Genomic DNA, 14605 nt, shown 5'->3' on the forward strand with positions numbered 1-14605 from the left:
CAATACACCTTTTGATTCCCGGTTCACTATCACCGATGGGCCCGCGCTCCCGGCCGTCGGGGGCCTTCCGGCCGCCCGGGCTCAGGGTCCGGTGATCAGCAGGCCACCGGTTGTGACCATCGTCACCGCGACCAGGGCGTCCAGCACACGCCAGGAGGAGGGGCGGGACAGAAAGCGGCCGAGCAGCCGGGCACCGAAGCCGAGGGCGGCGAACCAGCACAGGCTGGCCAGGGCCGCGCCGAGCCCGAAGGTCCAGCGCAGCGAGCCGTGGCCGGCCGCGAGGGAGCCGAGCAGAAAGACGGTGTCGAGGTAGACGTGCGGGTTGAGCCAGGTCATCGCCAGACAGGTGAGCACGGCTCGCCTGCGGGAGCGCTCGGAGGTGCCGTCCAGCCCCATGGCCGAGGGCCGCAGCACCCGGCGGGCGGCGAGGGCTCCGTAGACCAGCAGGAAGGCGCCGCCGATCAGACCGACCGCGGTCAGCGCCCCGGGCCAGGCCACGACGACGGCTCCTACTCCACCGACGCCGAGCGCGATCAGGGCGGCGTCCGACAGGGCGCAGATGCCGACGACGGCGAGGACGGCCTCGCGGCGGATGCCCTGGCGCAGCACGAAGGTGTTCTGGGCGCCGATGACGACGATGAGGGACAGTCCGGTGGCGAATCCGGCGGCGAGGGCCGTCAGTGCGAGGGTCATGAGCGGGACGCTATGTACCAGGACATCCGAAGTACAGCTAAAGATTCTTACGTAACATTAGCGTTCGTGATGTCAGAACTTCCGCTGGACCAGGTACGGACGCTGCTCGCCGTGGTGGACGAGGGCACCTTCGACGCGGCCGCGCGCGTCCTGCATGTGACGCCCTCCGCGGTCAGCCAGCGGGTCAAGGCGCTGGAGCAGCGCACCGGACGGGTGCTGCTGACCCGGGCGAAGCCGGTGCGGCCCACCGAGTCGGGTGAGGTGATCGTGCGGTTCGCGCGTCAGCTCGCCCGGCTGGAGCGGGAGGCCCGGGCCGACCTGGGGATGACCGGCGCCGGGGAGATGACGCGGCTGTCGATCGCGGTGAACGCGGACTCACTGGCGACCTGGTTCCTGCCTGCTCTCTCCCAAGTGCCCGAGGACCTGCGGATCTGCTTCGAACTGCGCCGCGAGGACGAGGCCCATACGGCCACCCTGCTGCGCGAGGGACGGGTGATGGCCGCGGTGACGTCGTCCCCGGAGCCGGTGGCGGGCTGCAGTGTGCGGGGGCTGGGACGGATGCGGTATCTGGCGGTGGCGAGCCCGGCGTTCGCCGACCGGTGGCTCGGCCGCCGGCCCGAGGTGCCGTTGCGCGAGGTGATCGGCGACGCGCCCGTCATCGCCTTCGACCGGCGCGACGACCTCCAGGACCGGTTCCTGCGTGAGCTGCGCACCGCCGAGGGCGCCGGTGCGCGGCGGCATTTCGTACCGACGTCGGAGGGGTACCTCGACGCCGTCGCGGCCGGGATGGGGTGGGGTCTGGTGCCCGAGCCGCAGGCCGGGCCGCTGCTGCGGTCGGGACGGCTGGTGAACCTGGCCGCGGACCGGCCGTCGGAGGTCCCGCTGTACTGGCAGCAGTGGAAGCTGGACTCCGTCGCGCTGGCGGCGGTGGCCGACGCGGTCGTGACGGCGGCCGGGAACGCGCTCGGCACCGCGCCGCGCGCCTGACGTCTCTCTGACGGGGCGTGCACCCCGCTTCCCGCGTCCGCGGGGGCGCCCGGCCGGGTCAGCCCTCCGCGACGACGAGGACGAGCGGAATGTCGTCGCACGGAACGAGCCGCAGCCCCTCGTGGCGGTGGGCCCGCGCCCCGGTGAGCACGGCGCCGAAGTCGGGGCCCTTGGTGAGCGAGCCGACCAGATGGGCCGGGTCGGCCGAGGCCGCCACCCGGCCGCGCGCGTTGACCAGGTGCGTCGCTCGGGGCAGTTCCTTGAGCAACGGCATCACGGCCGCCTCGAAGTGTCTGAGGTAGACGTCCGCCGCGGCGACCCCGGCGAACCGGCCCGCCACATGCACCGGCGCGGACAGGGTGAGGCTGTACTCGTCGGAACAGAGGTAGTCGACGTACGGACCGGCGACGGCGCGATGGCCGGTGTCACGGGGCAGCGCGAACCAGTCCCAGTGTGTGTAGTCGGAGTACGCGGACTGCCGTGGGTCTAGGTCCAGCAGCAGCGGTCGTACGCCCCCGTCGGAATCGCTCTGCCACCACTCCAGCCACGCCGGTGCATCGCCGAGCAGCCCCGGGGCCGCCACGAAGCCGACTCCGGAGACCAGTTCGCGCCGGACGAGGTCCTGGTGAAGACCGGGGCGCAGCACGGCGAGGTCGGCGGTCTGCGGGGCACGGCCCTCGGCGGCGACACGGGTCAGCAGGGCCGTGGTGTCGGCCCGGACCCGGGCGACGGTGTCGAAGACGGCTTCCAGGGTGTGGCGCACCTGGGCCGCCACGCCGGCTTCCGTGACCGCGTCGATTGTCGCCGTGGCCGCACCCGTGTGGCGGCCGCCGTCTCTCGCGGTGGGACTCGGGCCCGTCGGGACGGCCTGGGGGGCGAGGCACGGCGCGGCGCCGGGCTGCTGCGGGAGGTCGGACATGACCGCGACCGTATACGCCCGGCTCGCTTCACCGCATCTTGACTCTCCGTCAACTCACCTTACACAGACAGAAGTTGATCAGAACGGCGACCCTCCATAGGGTGTTGACCACGCCATCCGCCCGCAGGTGCCACCCAGTCCTGCAGGCGGACTCTCGGGCGGTCGCGCCGGTCCGCCCATCGGCCAGGGGCGACGCTCGAGCGCGCCGTCGTGACCCGTGACGCCCGGCGTCGCCCCGACAGCCACGCCCGCCGCCCCACCCCGGATGCACGGACGCACAGTCGCGCCCTTCGCCCGGGTCGCATGCTGCACGCCCCACGCATTCACTGTCACCCACCGTCACACAACCGCCCCCCAATCCCCCCACCCCCCCACACCGTGGAGATTTCCGTGCGTCTGAAGAGATCCCTGAAAGCGACGGCCACCGTCTGCTCGCTGCTGCTCGTCGGCGGCTGCGGACTGTTCGACGAGTCGAGCGCCTCCTCGTCGGCCGGCTTCAACCCGCCGGACCTCAAGGCGCAGTCGGAACTCGGCCGCACGGAGGGCCAGTTGAATCTGGTGGCCTGGGCGGGCTATGTGGAGGACGGTTCCACGGACCCGAAGGCCGACTGGGTGACCCCCTTCGAGAAGCAGACCGGATGCCAGGTCCACGCCAAGGTGGCGGCCAGCTCGGACGAGATGGTCAAACTGATGAGGTCGGGCGCCTACGACGCCGTCTCCGCGTCGGGCGACGCCTCCCTCAGGCTCATCGCCTCGGGCGAGGCGGCACCGGTGAACACGGACCTGGTGCCCAACTACCAGGACGTCTTCTTCGGGCTGAAGAACCAGAGCTGGAACTCCGTCAACGGCACCGCCTACGGCATTCCGCACGGCCGCGGCGCCAATCTGCTGATGTACAACACGCGTGAGGTCTCCCCCGCCCCCACGTCCTGGTCCGCGGTGTTCGACGACGCCTCCCGTCACAAGGGGCACCTCACGGCGTACGACTCACCGATCTACATCGCGGACGCGGCGCTGTATCTGCGCGAGACCCGGCCGGGGCTGCACATCGAGAATCCGTACGCACTCGACCAGGAGCAGTTCGACGAGGCGGTCAGCCTGCTGAAGAAGCAGCGCCCCAACGTCGGCGAGTACTGGAGCGACTACCTCAAGGAGGTCTCCGCCTTCAAGAGCGGCGACTCCACCATCGGCACCACCTGGCAGGTCATCGCCAACCTCGCCCAGAGCGAGGGCGCCAAGGTCAAGGCGGTCCTTCCACAGGAGGGTTCCACCGGATGGTCCGACACCTGGATGCTGTCCGCCAAGGCGAAGCACCCCAACTGCGCGTACAAGTGGATGAACTGGATCATCTCTCCCAAGGTCAACGCGCAGGTGGCCGAGTACTACGGCGAGGCGCCCGCCAACATCAAGTCCTGCGACGAGACCAGCGACCCGGCGTTCTGCGACACCTTCCACGCCACCGACGAGAGCTACTGGAAGGACATCGCGTTCTGGACGACTCCGATCGAGCAGTGTCTCGACGGCCGGACGAACGTCAAGTGCGTCCCGTACTCCCGCTGGGTGCAGGCCTGGACCGAGATCAAGGGGTGAGCCGGTCCCCGGGGTGGGGCCGCCGCGCGGCGGCCCCACCCCGGTGCGGGTCGTCCACGGCGGTCCTCATCCCCGGGGGGCCTCGGCGGTGGCGCGCTGATGGCGGGCGAGGGCGTGGCCGATGTCGCGGGTCGCCGGGTACAGCCGTAGGTAGAGGTCGTAGAGACCGTCGTAGCGCGACTGCCGGCGGGGCTCGGGCAGGACGCGCTCGCGGACCGGGTTCCAGCTGTCGATGTCGACGTCGCCGACCGCGTTCGCGGCGAGGAACGCCGCCCCGTAGCTCGCGCCGATCGTCACGGTCCTGATCTCCTGTTCCAGTCCCGTGACATCGGAGACGATACGGGTCCACAGACCGCCCTGGGTGCCCCCGCCCACCGCGACGACCCTGCGGATGTCGGCGCCGGCCGCGCGCATCGCCTCCACGTTGTGCCGCACCCCGAAGGCGGTGGCCTCCAGCGCGGCGCGATACAGGTCGCCGCGGGTGTGCTCCACGGTGAGTCCGGCGATCACGCCCCGGGCGTCCGGGTCGGCTACCGGGGTCCGCTCCCCCGCGAAGTAGGGCAGCATCAGCAGGCCCTTCGCGCCGACACCGGACGCCTCGGCCTCGGCGAGCAGGGCATCGTGCCCGGAGACTCCGAGCAGCTCCCGCAGCCAGTCGGTGATCATCCCGGAGGTGGCCATGCCGCCGGCCAGGCTCCGCGTCCCGGGCAGTGCGCCGACCGTGCTCCACAGCTGCGGCACCAGGAGCCGCTCCGCGACGGTGTTGATCAGGAACATGGTGCTGCCATACATGAGCATCAGGTCGCCGGTGTGCTGGGCACCGACACTCAGCGCCTCCGACCAGGCGTCGATGGTGCCGGTGACGACCGGGACGCCGACGGGGAGTCCGGTGACGGCCGCCGCGCCGGCGGTGACCCGCCCGGCGATCTCACCGGGCCAGCGCAGCGACGGCAGTTCGAGGTCCGGCGCGATCCGGCGCGCCCAGGGGCGGTACCACTCCTCGGTGGTGGAGTCGTACAGCGGCACGGACTGGCTCGCCGAGTGGTGGTCGAGAACATAGGCGCCGGTGAGCCGGTTCACCAGGTAGGAGCTGGGCATGTACAGCCGCCGGGCGCGGGCGGTGATGCCGGGCCGGTGCTCCGCGAGCCAGGCGATCTTGGGGCCGACTGCCTGGGTGGACAGCAGGGACCCGCAGCGCTGCAGCACGGCGTCGGGGCCGAGCTCGGCGTCGAGCCGGGCGATCTGGGCGGTGGCGCGGGTGTCGACGCCGTAGAGGATGGCCGGGTGCAGCGGTGTGTCGTTCTCGTCGGCGAGGGCCACGCACGGGCCCATGCCGCTGACGCCGACCGCCTCGACGGCGGAACCGGGCGGTACCAGCTCACGGGCGAGGGAGGCGAACTCGTCCCACCAGACGGCCGCGTCCATCTCGACATGACCCGGCCTCGGCCGGCTGACCGTGTGCGGCCGCACCGCCGTACCGAGTACCGTCCCGTCCGTGCCGACCAGCACGCCTTTGCTGCTGGACGTACCGATGTCGACCCCGAGCACCGTCATGCGCTTCCGTCCTTCGCCTTGTGACTCCTGGGACATCGTTCCCCTCCCACGGTCCGGTCATCGGCCGAAACGCAGAAGTCGGCGCGCCTGCGGGGTTGTTGCCGTTTCAGTACATCGCCGAGCTTGGCGGAACGTGATCTTCCGGGACACCATGCGCCCATGAAGGGTGATCTGTTTTCCAGCGACCACATGGTGCAGCCGGCCGACGGGCCGGGTATGTCCGTGCAGAACGCCAAGTCCATCCGGTACGTGGTGGACGGCGAGATGCTCGCGCGGCAGGGCGCGATGGTCGCCTACCGCGGAAACCTGCAGTTCGAACGCAAGGGCCAGGGCGTCGGCGGGATGCTCAAGCGGGCCGTCACGGGCGAGGGGCTGCCGCTGATGGTCGTGCGCGGCCAGGGCGAGGCCTGGTTCGCGCACGAGGCGCAGAACTGTTTCATCGTGGAGGTCGAACAGGGCGACGAGTTCACGGTCAACGGGCGCAACGTGCTCTGCTTCGACGCGTCGCTGTCGTACCGGATCCAGACCGTGAAGGGTGCGGGCATCGCCGGCGGCGGGCTGTTCAACAGCGTGTTCACCGGGTTCGGCCACCTGGGGCTGATGTGCGAGGGCAACCCGCTCGTCATACCCGTCTCGCCGCAGCAGCCGGTGTTCGTGGACACCGACGCGGTGGTGGGCTGGACGGCGCGGCTCCAGACCTCGCTGCACCGGTCGCAGTCCATCGGTTCGATGCTGCGCGGGGGTTCGGGGGAAGCGGTCCAGCTGAAGCTGGAGGGCGAGGGCTACGTGGTCGTACGGCCCAGTGAGGTGACCCCGCAGAAGGAGCACTGAGCGCGGGGGCCCGCCGGACGGCGGACCCCCGCGTGTCCGGACCGGATCAGTTGCCGGCGGACGGGGCGTCGGCGGCCGTCACATTGACGGCCGCCCAGGCCGCGTCGACCGTCTGGTACTCGGTGCTGCTCGCGCCGTACATGTCGGCGGCGGCCTTCAGCGTCGCGGTGCGCGCGTCGTGGAAGTCCGTCGTGGAGACCATGTACCGGGTGAGCGCCCGGTAGAAGATCGCCAGGGCCTTGGCCCGGCCGATCCCGGTCACCTTCGAGCCGTCGTAGGTGGGCGAGTCGTACGCCACGCCGCCGATGGTCTTCCTGCCGCTGCCCTCGGCCAGCAGATAGAAGGCGTGCGAGGAGACGCCGGAGCCCGCGTGCACCTCGGTGTCGGACACCTGGGACGACCAGTAGTCGACCGTGCCCTCGAGCTTGTCGAGGGAGGGGTGGTCGAGGCGGCGCAGGAACTTCTGCCGCAGCCCGAGCTTCTCGCCCATCAGGTAGTTCGGCGGGTTCTTCGGGTTGTCGGCGGCGAACTCGACGCCCGTGCCGAAGATGTCCGCGAGCGACTCGTTGAGGGCCCCCGGCTCGCCGTACTGGCCCAAGCGGTCCACACGGGTCGGTTCGAGGCCGGCGGTGGCGTCGACGACACCGTGGGTCAGTTCGTGACCGGTGACGTCGAGGACGACGAGCGGTTTCTTGAACAGGGTGCCGTCCCCGTCGCCGTACAGCATGCAGCCGCAGTCGGTGTCCCAGAAGGCGTTGCCGACCTTGCTGCCGAAGTGGACCATCGCGTGGGCGCCGGTGCTGTTGTTCTTGATGCCCTTGCGGCCGAAGGTCTTCTTGTAGAAGTCCAGCGTCTTGGTGATGCCGTACTGGGCGTCGACCGCGACGGTGGCGCGGTTCGAGGTGGCGCCGCTGCCCCACTTGTCGGTGGCGCTGGTGAACGCGGTGCCGCGCGAGAATGCCTCCAGCTCCCGGCCCTTGGCGTCGCGGGTCTCGGTGCCCCAGCGGGTGGGGTCCTTGAGGAGGTACTTCGTACGGGCGGTCCGGGTGGTGGTCAGCGGCACCTTCCCGACGAACAGGGAGGCGCCGGTGCCGTTCGCGGTGGACGGGTAGGGGACGGCCGCGGAGGCCGTCGCGGCGGTGAGGCCGGACAGCGCCACCGGGCCGTCGGTCACCGGGATCGCCGACTCGCCCCGCTCGCGCAGGGTCCGGCCCAGCGCGGGCGAGATGAACTCGTCGCTGTCGGGTGTGTCGCTGCGGACCTGACCGGTCAGCGCGTCCACCACGACCGTGCGGGAACCGCCCGCCTCGGCGGTGCGGCTGTCCGTGACCCGCACCTGGTAGGCGAGGGAGGCGTGGCCGTCACGGGCGTCCACCACGAGTTCGGCGGCGCCCGCCTCGCCCTGCGCGGCGTCGGCGGCCTTGCGCGCGGCCTGTTCGGCCGTCAGTTTCGCCTCGGTGGTGGCGGGCTTGACGGCGTGGTCCGCGGCACGGGTCACGCCCAGGTAGCCGCCCCGCCGGTCCAGATGGACGACCAGGTCGCCGCCGAGGACGGCCATGCCCTGGTGGCTGCGGAGGAAACGGACGTGCTGCTTGCCGTCCGGGTCGGTCATGACGTCCTTGGCCTGCAAGGTGTCCCCCCGCGTGACACCGGTGGCGGAGGCGTGGGCGAACGCGGCGGCCCGGGCCGCGTCGACCGGCGAGAGCGCCGCGGCCGCCGCGGCGGCAGGAACGTCGGCAAGCGCCGGTAGGGCCGGGATCGTGGTCGCCGTCACCACCGTGACGGCGACCGTCAGCCTGCGTATGTGGGGTTTGCGCACAGAGTTCCTTCATCACAGGGGGCGGCCGTGAGCGCCGACCGCCCTTGCGCACGGCGCTCTTGGGCGCCGTGGGGGCTGGTCGGGCCCCGAAGCGCCACCCTCATACATTCACCATGTACATGTAAAGAAGGAAGATCCGCTCTACGGCTTTTCAGGTGATCTCTTTACAAAAGATGAGATCTGCGTGGCCAGCCGATGACCGATGGTGCGTCTGGTGGAGAGAGGGGCGGCGAGCAGGGGTCGGTTGCCCGCACCGCCGCCTTCCGGGCGGGATGTGACCGATGTCGCATCGCCTCCGGCCCCGCGCCGCGGCAACCGGAGGCGAGCGGGCTCAGACCGTGCGCCGAGTGAGGGCCGAGAGCAGGCTGCGCAGCTCCCCGGCCGCATGCGGGGAGCACGGGGCCGAGTCCAGGAGGGCGTCCGCGGCGGTGAGATGCCGACGGGCCTCGCGCAGCGCGGCCGCACGGCCGCCCGCCCGCGCCACGAGGTCCGCGGCCCGCTCCGCCGTGTCACGGGCGCCGAGCAGTTGGGCCAGCTCGGGGCCGTACGGACCGTCGAGGGCGGCGAGGACCGGGAAGGTCTTCTTCCCCTCCCGCAGATCGCCGTGGACGGGCTTGCCCGTGACCTCGGGATCGCCCCAGATGCCCAGCAGGTCGTCGACGATCTGGAACGCCACGCCGAGGTGACGGCCCGCCCGGTCGAGGGCGGCCACGATCCTCTCGTCCGCACCGCCTAGTTGGGCCCCCAGGGCGAGGGCGCAGCCGAGCAGCGCCCCCGTCTTGCGCTCGGCCATCGTCTCGTACTCCCCCGCGGTCACGGCCTCGGGACCGGTCCAGGGGCGGCGGGCGAAGAGCAGGTCGTCCGCCTGTCCGCGGACGAGGTCGTCGAGGGCGGCGCTGAGCCGACGCGCGGCCTCCGGGGCCGTGCTCAGGGTCCCCACGGCGAGGGCGAGGAGCGCGTCGCCCGCGAGCACGGCGGGGCCGGTGCCGTACGCCTTCCACAGCGCCGGGCGACCCCGGCGCAGGGCGTCGCCGTCCATGATGTCGTCGTGCACCAGGGAGAAGGTGTGCACGAGTTCGACGGCCACGGCGGCGGGGACGCCGCTGCCGGCGGGCGCGCCGGCCAGTTCGGCGCCGAGCAGGGCGAGCGCCTGGCGGACGCCCTTGCCGCCCCGAGAGTTGACCTCCCTCCCGCGACCGCCGGTGTCCGTCCCGCCGCGGCCGAGCGCGTACACGGCCATCTCGGCGATCCAGGGGTGCAGCGTGGCGACAGCGTCTGTGAGGGCGGGGGCGACGAGATCGCGGGCCCGGTCGAGGATCCGTCCGGCGGCGAGGTGCTCGCGCCGGGAGCCGAGGGCGTCCGCGGTGGCCGGGGCGGTCATCGTCCGGTTCCTTCCGGGGCGGTGAGCCCGAGTTCCCCGTAGGCCCGCAGGACCATCGCGCGGCCGTGCCGCAGTCCGATCCCGTCCAGGTCCCGGGCGAGCGCGTCGAGATCGGCGGTGGTCTCGGCGCCGGCACGGCCCAGCCGGGCCTGCGACTTGACGAGGCCCAGGCGGGCCAGAGCCGTCCCGCGCGGCTCGTCCATGCCCTCGAACTCGGCGAGCGCCTGGATGTAGAGGTCGCGCGCCTCCTCGTAACGCCCGGCGCGGTAGAGGACGTTGCCGCGCATCTTGTGGTTGTAGGCGAGCGCGCCGAGGAGGTTCATCTCCCGGCAGCCGGTCTCCGCCTCGGACAGCAGCTCCAGGGCCCGCTCGGTGTTCCCGTCCCGGACGGAGAGGATGTCGGCGAGACCGCGCAGCGCCCAGGCGTGGCCACGGCGGTCGTCGGCGCCGGCGGCGATGTCGGCCGCCTCCTCGAACATGGCGTACGCGGTGTCGTACGCGCCGGTGTTTCGATGTATCTGCGCGATGCCCTCCAGCGCCCACACGGTGTGGCGGGCCTCGCCACGGCGGCGCGCCTCGGCCAGCAGCTGCTCGTGCAGGGCGGTCACGGCCTCGTAGTCGCCCTGGATGCGACCGGTCTCGGCCATTCCCGCGAGCGAATATCCGCGCACGACGACGTCCCCGGCCCGCTCGCCGAGGTCGGCGGCGAGCCGCAGCAGCCGCCAGGCCAGAGGCAGGGCGCCGCGCTGCCGGGCCAGGGTGCCACCGCTCCACAGGGCCCACGCCATCGCCGCGGTGTCGCCCGCCTCCCGGGCGGCGCGGTAACTCGCCTTCCAGGCTCGGTCGGCCTCGGTGACCTGGCCGAGCCGACGGTGCGCCTCCGCGACCGCCAGACCGGAGCGGGCCGCCTCCTGCCGGGCCCCGGCGCGCTCGGCGGCCCGCAGTTGCTCGGTGCCCGCGGCCAGGACGTCCGTGAGCGAGGAGTTCACGGACAGGGAGGTCAGAGCGCCCTGGTACTCCGGGGCGAAGGCCTTGCCGTACATGAGTGCCTTTCGGTCTGCTGCCGACCGGGCGCGTTGACGCGCGGCCGACGGGTGCTGGCTGGGGGGACGGCAGGCACGGCGAGCATGCGGTTCTCCGCTCCGTGGCGGACGCACACGTATACACAAAATGTATACGTGACGTGTATACGCGATATGTATACACAGCGCGTATAGGGTCCTGGACACCTGCCCGGAACCCTTCCGATGCCCGGGCCGCACCACCGCCCGTTGTCGATCAGGACGCCACCCGCATCCCCAAGGTTGCTTCGCAGCAAAGCAGTTGACGTACGCCACACCGAAGCACGGCGCATCCCGGCCGCGATCAGAACATATTTTCGATTCAAGGGGTAGGCTGCCCCTATGGCCACGCATCTCCAGGGCTCGCTGTTCGACCAGACCGACGACCTCCGGCTCGGCCCGCTCGACGGGCTGCGGCGGACCCCGCTCGCCGCCGGGGCATGGATCGACCTGCTCCCGGGGTGGCTCGGCGGAGCCGACGCGCTGTTCGAGCGGCTGGCCGCCGAGGTGCCCTGGCGGGCCGAGCGACGGCAGATGTACGACCACACGGTGGACGTGCCACGGCTCCTCGCCCACTACCAACCGGGCGATCCCCTGCCGGACCCCGTGCTGGCGGAGGCGCGCGACGCCCTGTCCGCCCACTACGCGGACGAGCTCGGGGAACCCTTCGTCACGGCCGGGCTCTGCTACTACCGGGACGGCCGCGACAGCGTGGCCTGGCACGGGGACCGGATCGGCCGCGGCGCACGCGAGAACACCATGGTCGCGATCCTCTCCGTGGGCGCTCCCCGCGATCTGGCGCTCAGACCGCGGGGCGGCGGCGAGGTCCTGCGGCGTCCCCTCGGGCACGGCGACCTGATCGTCATGGGCGGCAGCTGTCAGCGGACCTGGGAGCACGCGGTACCGAAGAGCACCCGGGCGACCGGCCCCCGGATCAGCATCCAGTTCCGGCCACGCGGGGTGAACTGAGCCGGTCACAGCACCAGGGGTTCTGTCCCCAGAGGTTGTGGACGGGTGAGCCAGGTCTCGGCTGAGGGATCTTGAACAGGCGAAGGGCCTTCCGGTTCGGTGTGGATTGCGACGTCTTCCCCGACTGGCTGCACACCTACAATCACCACCGCGGACACACCGCGCCGTAAGGCCACTCACCCGCCGGCAGCGTCCCCAACCTAATCCGGTATTAGCGGTGCTCGGTGGCCGGGCAGCGTCGGGTGAAGACGCCGCGACGACCACGGAGACTGGCACGCTGCCGGCCAGAGAAGCCTTTTCAACCGTATGCTCGGCCAGCTCTACCACTGCCTCCAGCACCGCGAGCTGTTCGTCGAACAGACCGCCTTCCCCGTCGAACTCGCTGCCGCCGCTTGACTAGTTAGAACCCTGAGGTGTCTCACAGGGCAATACGCCTAGGGCGTCAGCTGCACCTGGACGGCGGGAGCGTAGCGTTCGACGATCGTCTCGATGTCCGTGGCGCGCAGACGGGTTCCGCGCGCGATACCGAACATCACGCCCAGTCCCAGCAGGGTGCCGAGCGCCAGTTCCGCGCGCAGGCCCGCGTCGGGCCCGCCCAGCCGGGCGGCGAGGCGGGTGGTGACCTGGGTGCGGAAGTTGTCGCGCAGGATGTCGCCCCGGTCGCCGTGCAGCGGGGCGAACACGATGCGCAGGAGGGGGTCGGCGCCCTGCCGCGTCTGGCTCACCAGGACCTGGCGGACCATGTGCCGCCCGAGGTCGTCGAGCGGTGCGTCCAGCAGGGCCGAGGCGTCCGTCTCGAAGGACATGACCTGGGTGAAGAGCGTGTCCTTGTTGCCGAAGTACTTCAGGATCAGCGGCGGACTGACCCCGGCCCGTTCGGCGACCGCCTTGAGCGTGATGTCGGCGTGGGGCTGACGGGCGAGGAAGTGGCGGGCGGCCCGGAGGATCGCGGCCTTCGTCGCCTCGGCGTCGCGGCGTACGGGGGATCCGCCGGTGTCCGTGGTGCGCACGGCAGCCCCCGGTGCGGGCCCCTCGTCGCGGTGGGCCGGTCTCTCGTCCGCCCGGCGGACGGGTGTGTCCTCGGCGGCGGCCCGGGCTCGGCGGGCGGCAGCGGATGAGGGGGGCACAGCGCTCACGCTCCTTCCAGCGCCTCGTCATGAGGCACCGTAGTCTCCCCCTGTACCCGGCCGAGACGGCCGGACCCCCCGTCCCCTGGGATGGCGAGGGCCGCCGCACAGGCCACCAGCGCGACGCCGCCCGCCATCGCGAACGCCACCAGATAGCCATGGAGCGTGGGCACGGGGACGCCTCCGAGACGGCTGGTGTGGTGGACCAGGACCGCGGCGACGGCCGCGCTGCAGACGGCCTGGCCGATGGTGCGCATCAGGACGTTCACCCCGTTCGCGGAGGCCGTCTGGCCGGCCGGAACGGCCCGCAGGATCAGGGTGGGCAGGGCCGAGTAGGCGAGGGTCGTGCCGGTCGCCACGATCGAGGCACCCACGACGACCATCCACAGGTCACGGCTGTCCGCGATGCGTACGGCGTAGCCGAGAGCGAGGACGGCCGCGCCGAGGGCGAGGGTGACCCGGGGGCCCCGAGCCGCCGAGATACGCGCCGAGACCGGGGAGAACAGCAGCATGGTCACCCCGCCGGGCAGCAGACACAGGCCGCTGCCCACGATGGACAGGCCGAGCCCGTAGCCGGTGGCCTTGGGCGCCTGGACGAGCTGGGCCGTGAGCAGCGAGTTGGCGTAGAACCCGAAGCCGACCAGGAGCGCCGTCAGATGGGGCAGGGCCACGCGCGGGCGGGACGCCAGGCGCAGGTCGACCAGGGGCTGTTCGACCCGTAGTTGCTGTCGGCACCACAGCGCCAGCACCAGGACACAGGCCGCGAACAGGCCCACGATCCGCGGGCTCCCCCAGCCCCACTCGCCGCCCTGCGACACGCCCAGCAGCAGACAGATCAGCGCGGCGGCGAGCCCCAGCGCGCCCAGGACGTCGAAGCGCCCCGGAGCCCGCACCGGCGACTCGCGCACCGCCCACCAGGCCAGCAGCAGACCGAAGGCGCCCAGGCAGGTGGTCACCCAGAACATGGCGTGCCAGTTCGCGTACTGGATCACGAGGGCGGCCAGCGGCAGCCCCAGGGCGGCGCCGATGCCGACCGTGGAACTCATCAGCGCGACCGCGGATCCGGTGCGCTGGGGCGGCAGTTCGTCACGAAGGATGCTGATCGACAGCGGGACGACCGAGGCCGCCGCACCGGACAGGGCACGCGCGGTGATGAGCACCGTGATGTCGGTGGAGAGCGCGCACAGCAGCGAGCCGAGCGTCATCAGCCCGAGGGCGGCCAGCAGCACGCGCCGCTTGCCGTACATGTCCCCCGCGCGCCCGAGCACCGGGGTGAGCACCGCGCCGGCCAGCAGCGTGGCGGTGACCATCCAGGAGACGGTGCCCGCGGAGGCGCCGGTGAGCCGGGGCAGGTCGGGCAGCAGGGGGACGACCACCGTCTGCATGACGGCCATGAGGATGCCACCGAAGGCCAGCACCGGGACCGCCAGCCGGTCCCGCACTCCCGGCCGCCCGTCGTCCCTCCCGGCGAGGTCGGCGGAGCGGGGGGCGGGGGCGGGTATCGGGACCATGAACACTCCGGCGGCCGGTACAGGGAAAGACGAGTGAATGCCCATTCACCGTACCGGGTGAATGGGCATTCACTCAAAAGCATGTTCTCGCCTCGCCGCCGAGGTGCGTCGCCGGCCGTGGCCCGCGAGCCGGGCCGCGCGCGGCAGTTCGCGTCAGATCGCG

The 14605-nt window shown here is 71.9% G+C and carries 12 protein-coding genes; 4 read left to right on the plus strand and 8 right to left on the minus strand.

The features are described 5' to 3' along the window. Positions 1-81 precede the first annotated feature (81 nt). The gene (locus tag ACFY2Z_RS11630; protein ID WP_390743978.1) at positions 82-693 is read right to left on the minus strand and encodes a LysE/ArgO family amino acid transporter; all 612 of its coding nucleotides are present in this window, start codon (positions 691-693) and stop codon (positions 82-84) included. Positions 694-759: 66 nt separating this feature from the next. On the opposite strand from ACFY2Z_RS11630, the gene ACFY2Z_RS11635 reads away from it, so the two are divergent. Next, positions 760-1680: a LysR family transcriptional regulator ArgP gene (locus ACFY2Z_RS11635; protein ID WP_390743979.1), complete on the plus strand. Its 921-nt coding sequence runs from the start codon at positions 760-762 to the stop codon at positions 1678-1680. Positions 1681-1738: 58 nt separating this feature from the next. Here the strand turns inward: ACFY2Z_RS11635 and ACFY2Z_RS11640 are convergent, their stop codons facing one another. Next, a complete protein-coding gene (locus ACFY2Z_RS11640; protein ID WP_390743980.1) occupies positions 1739-2599 on the minus strand; it encodes a cache domain-containing protein in 861 nt (286 codons plus the stop codon). Between the two features lie 390 nt (positions 2600-2989). Here ACFY2Z_RS11640 and ACFY2Z_RS11645 point away from each other — a divergent pair, with 390 nt between their 5' ends. Then, on the plus strand, positions 2990-4189 hold the full coding sequence (locus ACFY2Z_RS11645) for an ABC transporter substrate-binding protein (RefSeq protein WP_390743981.1): 1200 nt from the start codon (positions 2990-2992) through the stop codon (positions 4187-4189). Between the two features lie 66 nt (positions 4190-4255). Here the strand turns inward: ACFY2Z_RS11645 and ACFY2Z_RS11650 are convergent, their stop codons facing one another. Beyond that, on the minus strand, positions 4256-5743 hold the full coding sequence (locus ACFY2Z_RS11650) for an FGGY-family carbohydrate kinase (RefSeq protein WP_390743982.1): 1488 nt from the start codon (positions 5741-5743) through the stop codon (positions 4256-4258). A 159-nt stretch (positions 5744-5902) separates the two neighbouring features. Here ACFY2Z_RS11650 and ACFY2Z_RS11655 point away from each other — a divergent pair, with 159 nt between their 5' ends. Further along, complete coding sequence (locus tag ACFY2Z_RS11655) at positions 5903-6574, plus strand: AIM24 family protein (protein ID WP_390743983.1); 672 nt, start codon at positions 5903-5905, stop codon at positions 6572-6574. 46 nt (positions 6575-6620) lie between these two features. Here the strand turns inward: ACFY2Z_RS11655 and ACFY2Z_RS11660 are convergent, their stop codons facing one another. From ACFY2Z_RS11660 to ACFY2Z_RS11670, 3 genes are all read right to left on the minus strand, one after another. Then, a complete protein-coding gene (locus ACFY2Z_RS11660) occupies positions 6621-8393 on the minus strand; it encodes a M4 family metallopeptidase (RefSeq protein WP_390743984.1) in 1773 nt (590 codons plus the stop codon). 331 nt (positions 8394-8724) lie between these two features. Further along, positions 8725-9774: a polyprenyl synthetase family protein gene (locus ACFY2Z_RS11665; protein ID WP_390743985.1), complete on the minus strand. Its 1050-nt coding sequence runs from the start codon at positions 9772-9774 to the stop codon at positions 8725-8727. After that, positions 9771-10817 carry a tetratricopeptide repeat protein gene (locus tag ACFY2Z_RS11670; RefSeq protein ID WP_390743986.1) on the minus strand — a complete coding sequence of 349 codons (1047 nt, stop codon included), beginning with the start codon at positions 10815-10817 and terminating at the stop codon, positions 9771-9773. Before ACFY2Z_RS11670 ends, ACFY2Z_RS11665 begins: the two co-directional genes overlap by 4 nt. 360 nt (positions 10818-11177) lie before the next feature. Here ACFY2Z_RS11670 and ACFY2Z_RS11675 point away from each other — a divergent pair, with 360 nt between their 5' ends. Beyond that, on the plus strand, positions 11178-11804 hold the full coding sequence (locus ACFY2Z_RS11675) for an alpha-ketoglutarate-dependent dioxygenase AlkB (protein WP_390743987.1): 627 nt from the start codon (positions 11178-11180) through the stop codon (positions 11802-11804). A gap of 434 nt (positions 11805-12238) precedes the next feature. Here the strand turns inward: ACFY2Z_RS11675 and ACFY2Z_RS11680 are convergent, their stop codons facing one another. Together ACFY2Z_RS11680 and ACFY2Z_RS11685 are read right to left on the minus strand one after the other, a co-directional pair. Continuing rightward, positions 12239-12814, minus strand: coding sequence for a TetR family transcriptional regulator (locus tag ACFY2Z_RS11680; protein WP_390744081.1), 576 nt, complete (start codon positions 12812-12814; stop codon positions 12239-12241). Positions 12815-12936: 122 nt separating this feature from the next. Next, positions 12937-14442 carry an MFS transporter gene (locus ACFY2Z_RS11685; protein ID WP_390743988.1) on the minus strand — a complete coding sequence of 502 codons (1506 nt, stop codon included), beginning with the start codon at positions 14440-14442 and terminating at the stop codon, positions 12937-12939. Between the last annotated feature and the right edge of the window lie 163 nt (positions 14443-14605).

This window comes from Streptomyces sp. NPDC001222, assembly GCF_042896945.1.
GTDB classification, from domain to species: Bacteria; Actinomycetota; Actinomycetes; order Streptomycetales; family Streptomycetaceae; genus Streptomyces; species Streptomyces gibsoniae.

Excerpts from the sequence above, each read along its gene's own strand:
- ACFY2Z_RS11630 (WP_390743978.1), bottom strand. The coding sequence starts at position 693 with ATGACCCTCGCACTGACGGCCCTCGCCGCCGGATTCGCCACCGGACTG.
- ACFY2Z_RS11640 (WP_390743980.1), bottom strand. The coding sequence starts at position 2,599 with ATGTCCGACCTCCCGCAGCAGCCCGGCGCCGCGCCGTGCCTCGCCCCC.
- ACFY2Z_RS11650 (WP_390743982.1), bottom strand. The coding sequence starts at position 5,743 with ATGACGGTGCTCGGGGTCGACATCGGTACGTCCAGCAGCAAAGGCGTG.
- ACFY2Z_RS11655 (WP_390743983.1), top strand. The coding sequence starts at position 5,903 with ATGAAGGGTGATCTGTTTTCCAGCGACCACATGGTGCAGCCGGCCGAC.
- ACFY2Z_RS11665 (WP_390743985.1), bottom strand. The coding sequence starts at position 9,774 with ATGACCGCCCCGGCCACCGCGGACGCCCTCGGCTCCCGGCGCGAGCAC.
- ACFY2Z_RS11670 (WP_390743986.1), bottom strand. The coding sequence starts at position 10,817 with ATGTACGGCAAGGCCTTCGCCCCGGAGTACCAGGGCGCTCTGACCTCC.
- ACFY2Z_RS11675 (WP_390743987.1), top strand. The coding sequence starts at position 11,178 with ATGGCCACGCATCTCCAGGGCTCGCTGTTCGACCAGACCGACGACCTC.
- ACFY2Z_RS11685 (WP_390743988.1), bottom strand. The coding sequence starts at position 14,442 with ATGGTCCCGATACCCGCCCCCGCCCCCCGCTCCGCCGACCTCGCCGGG.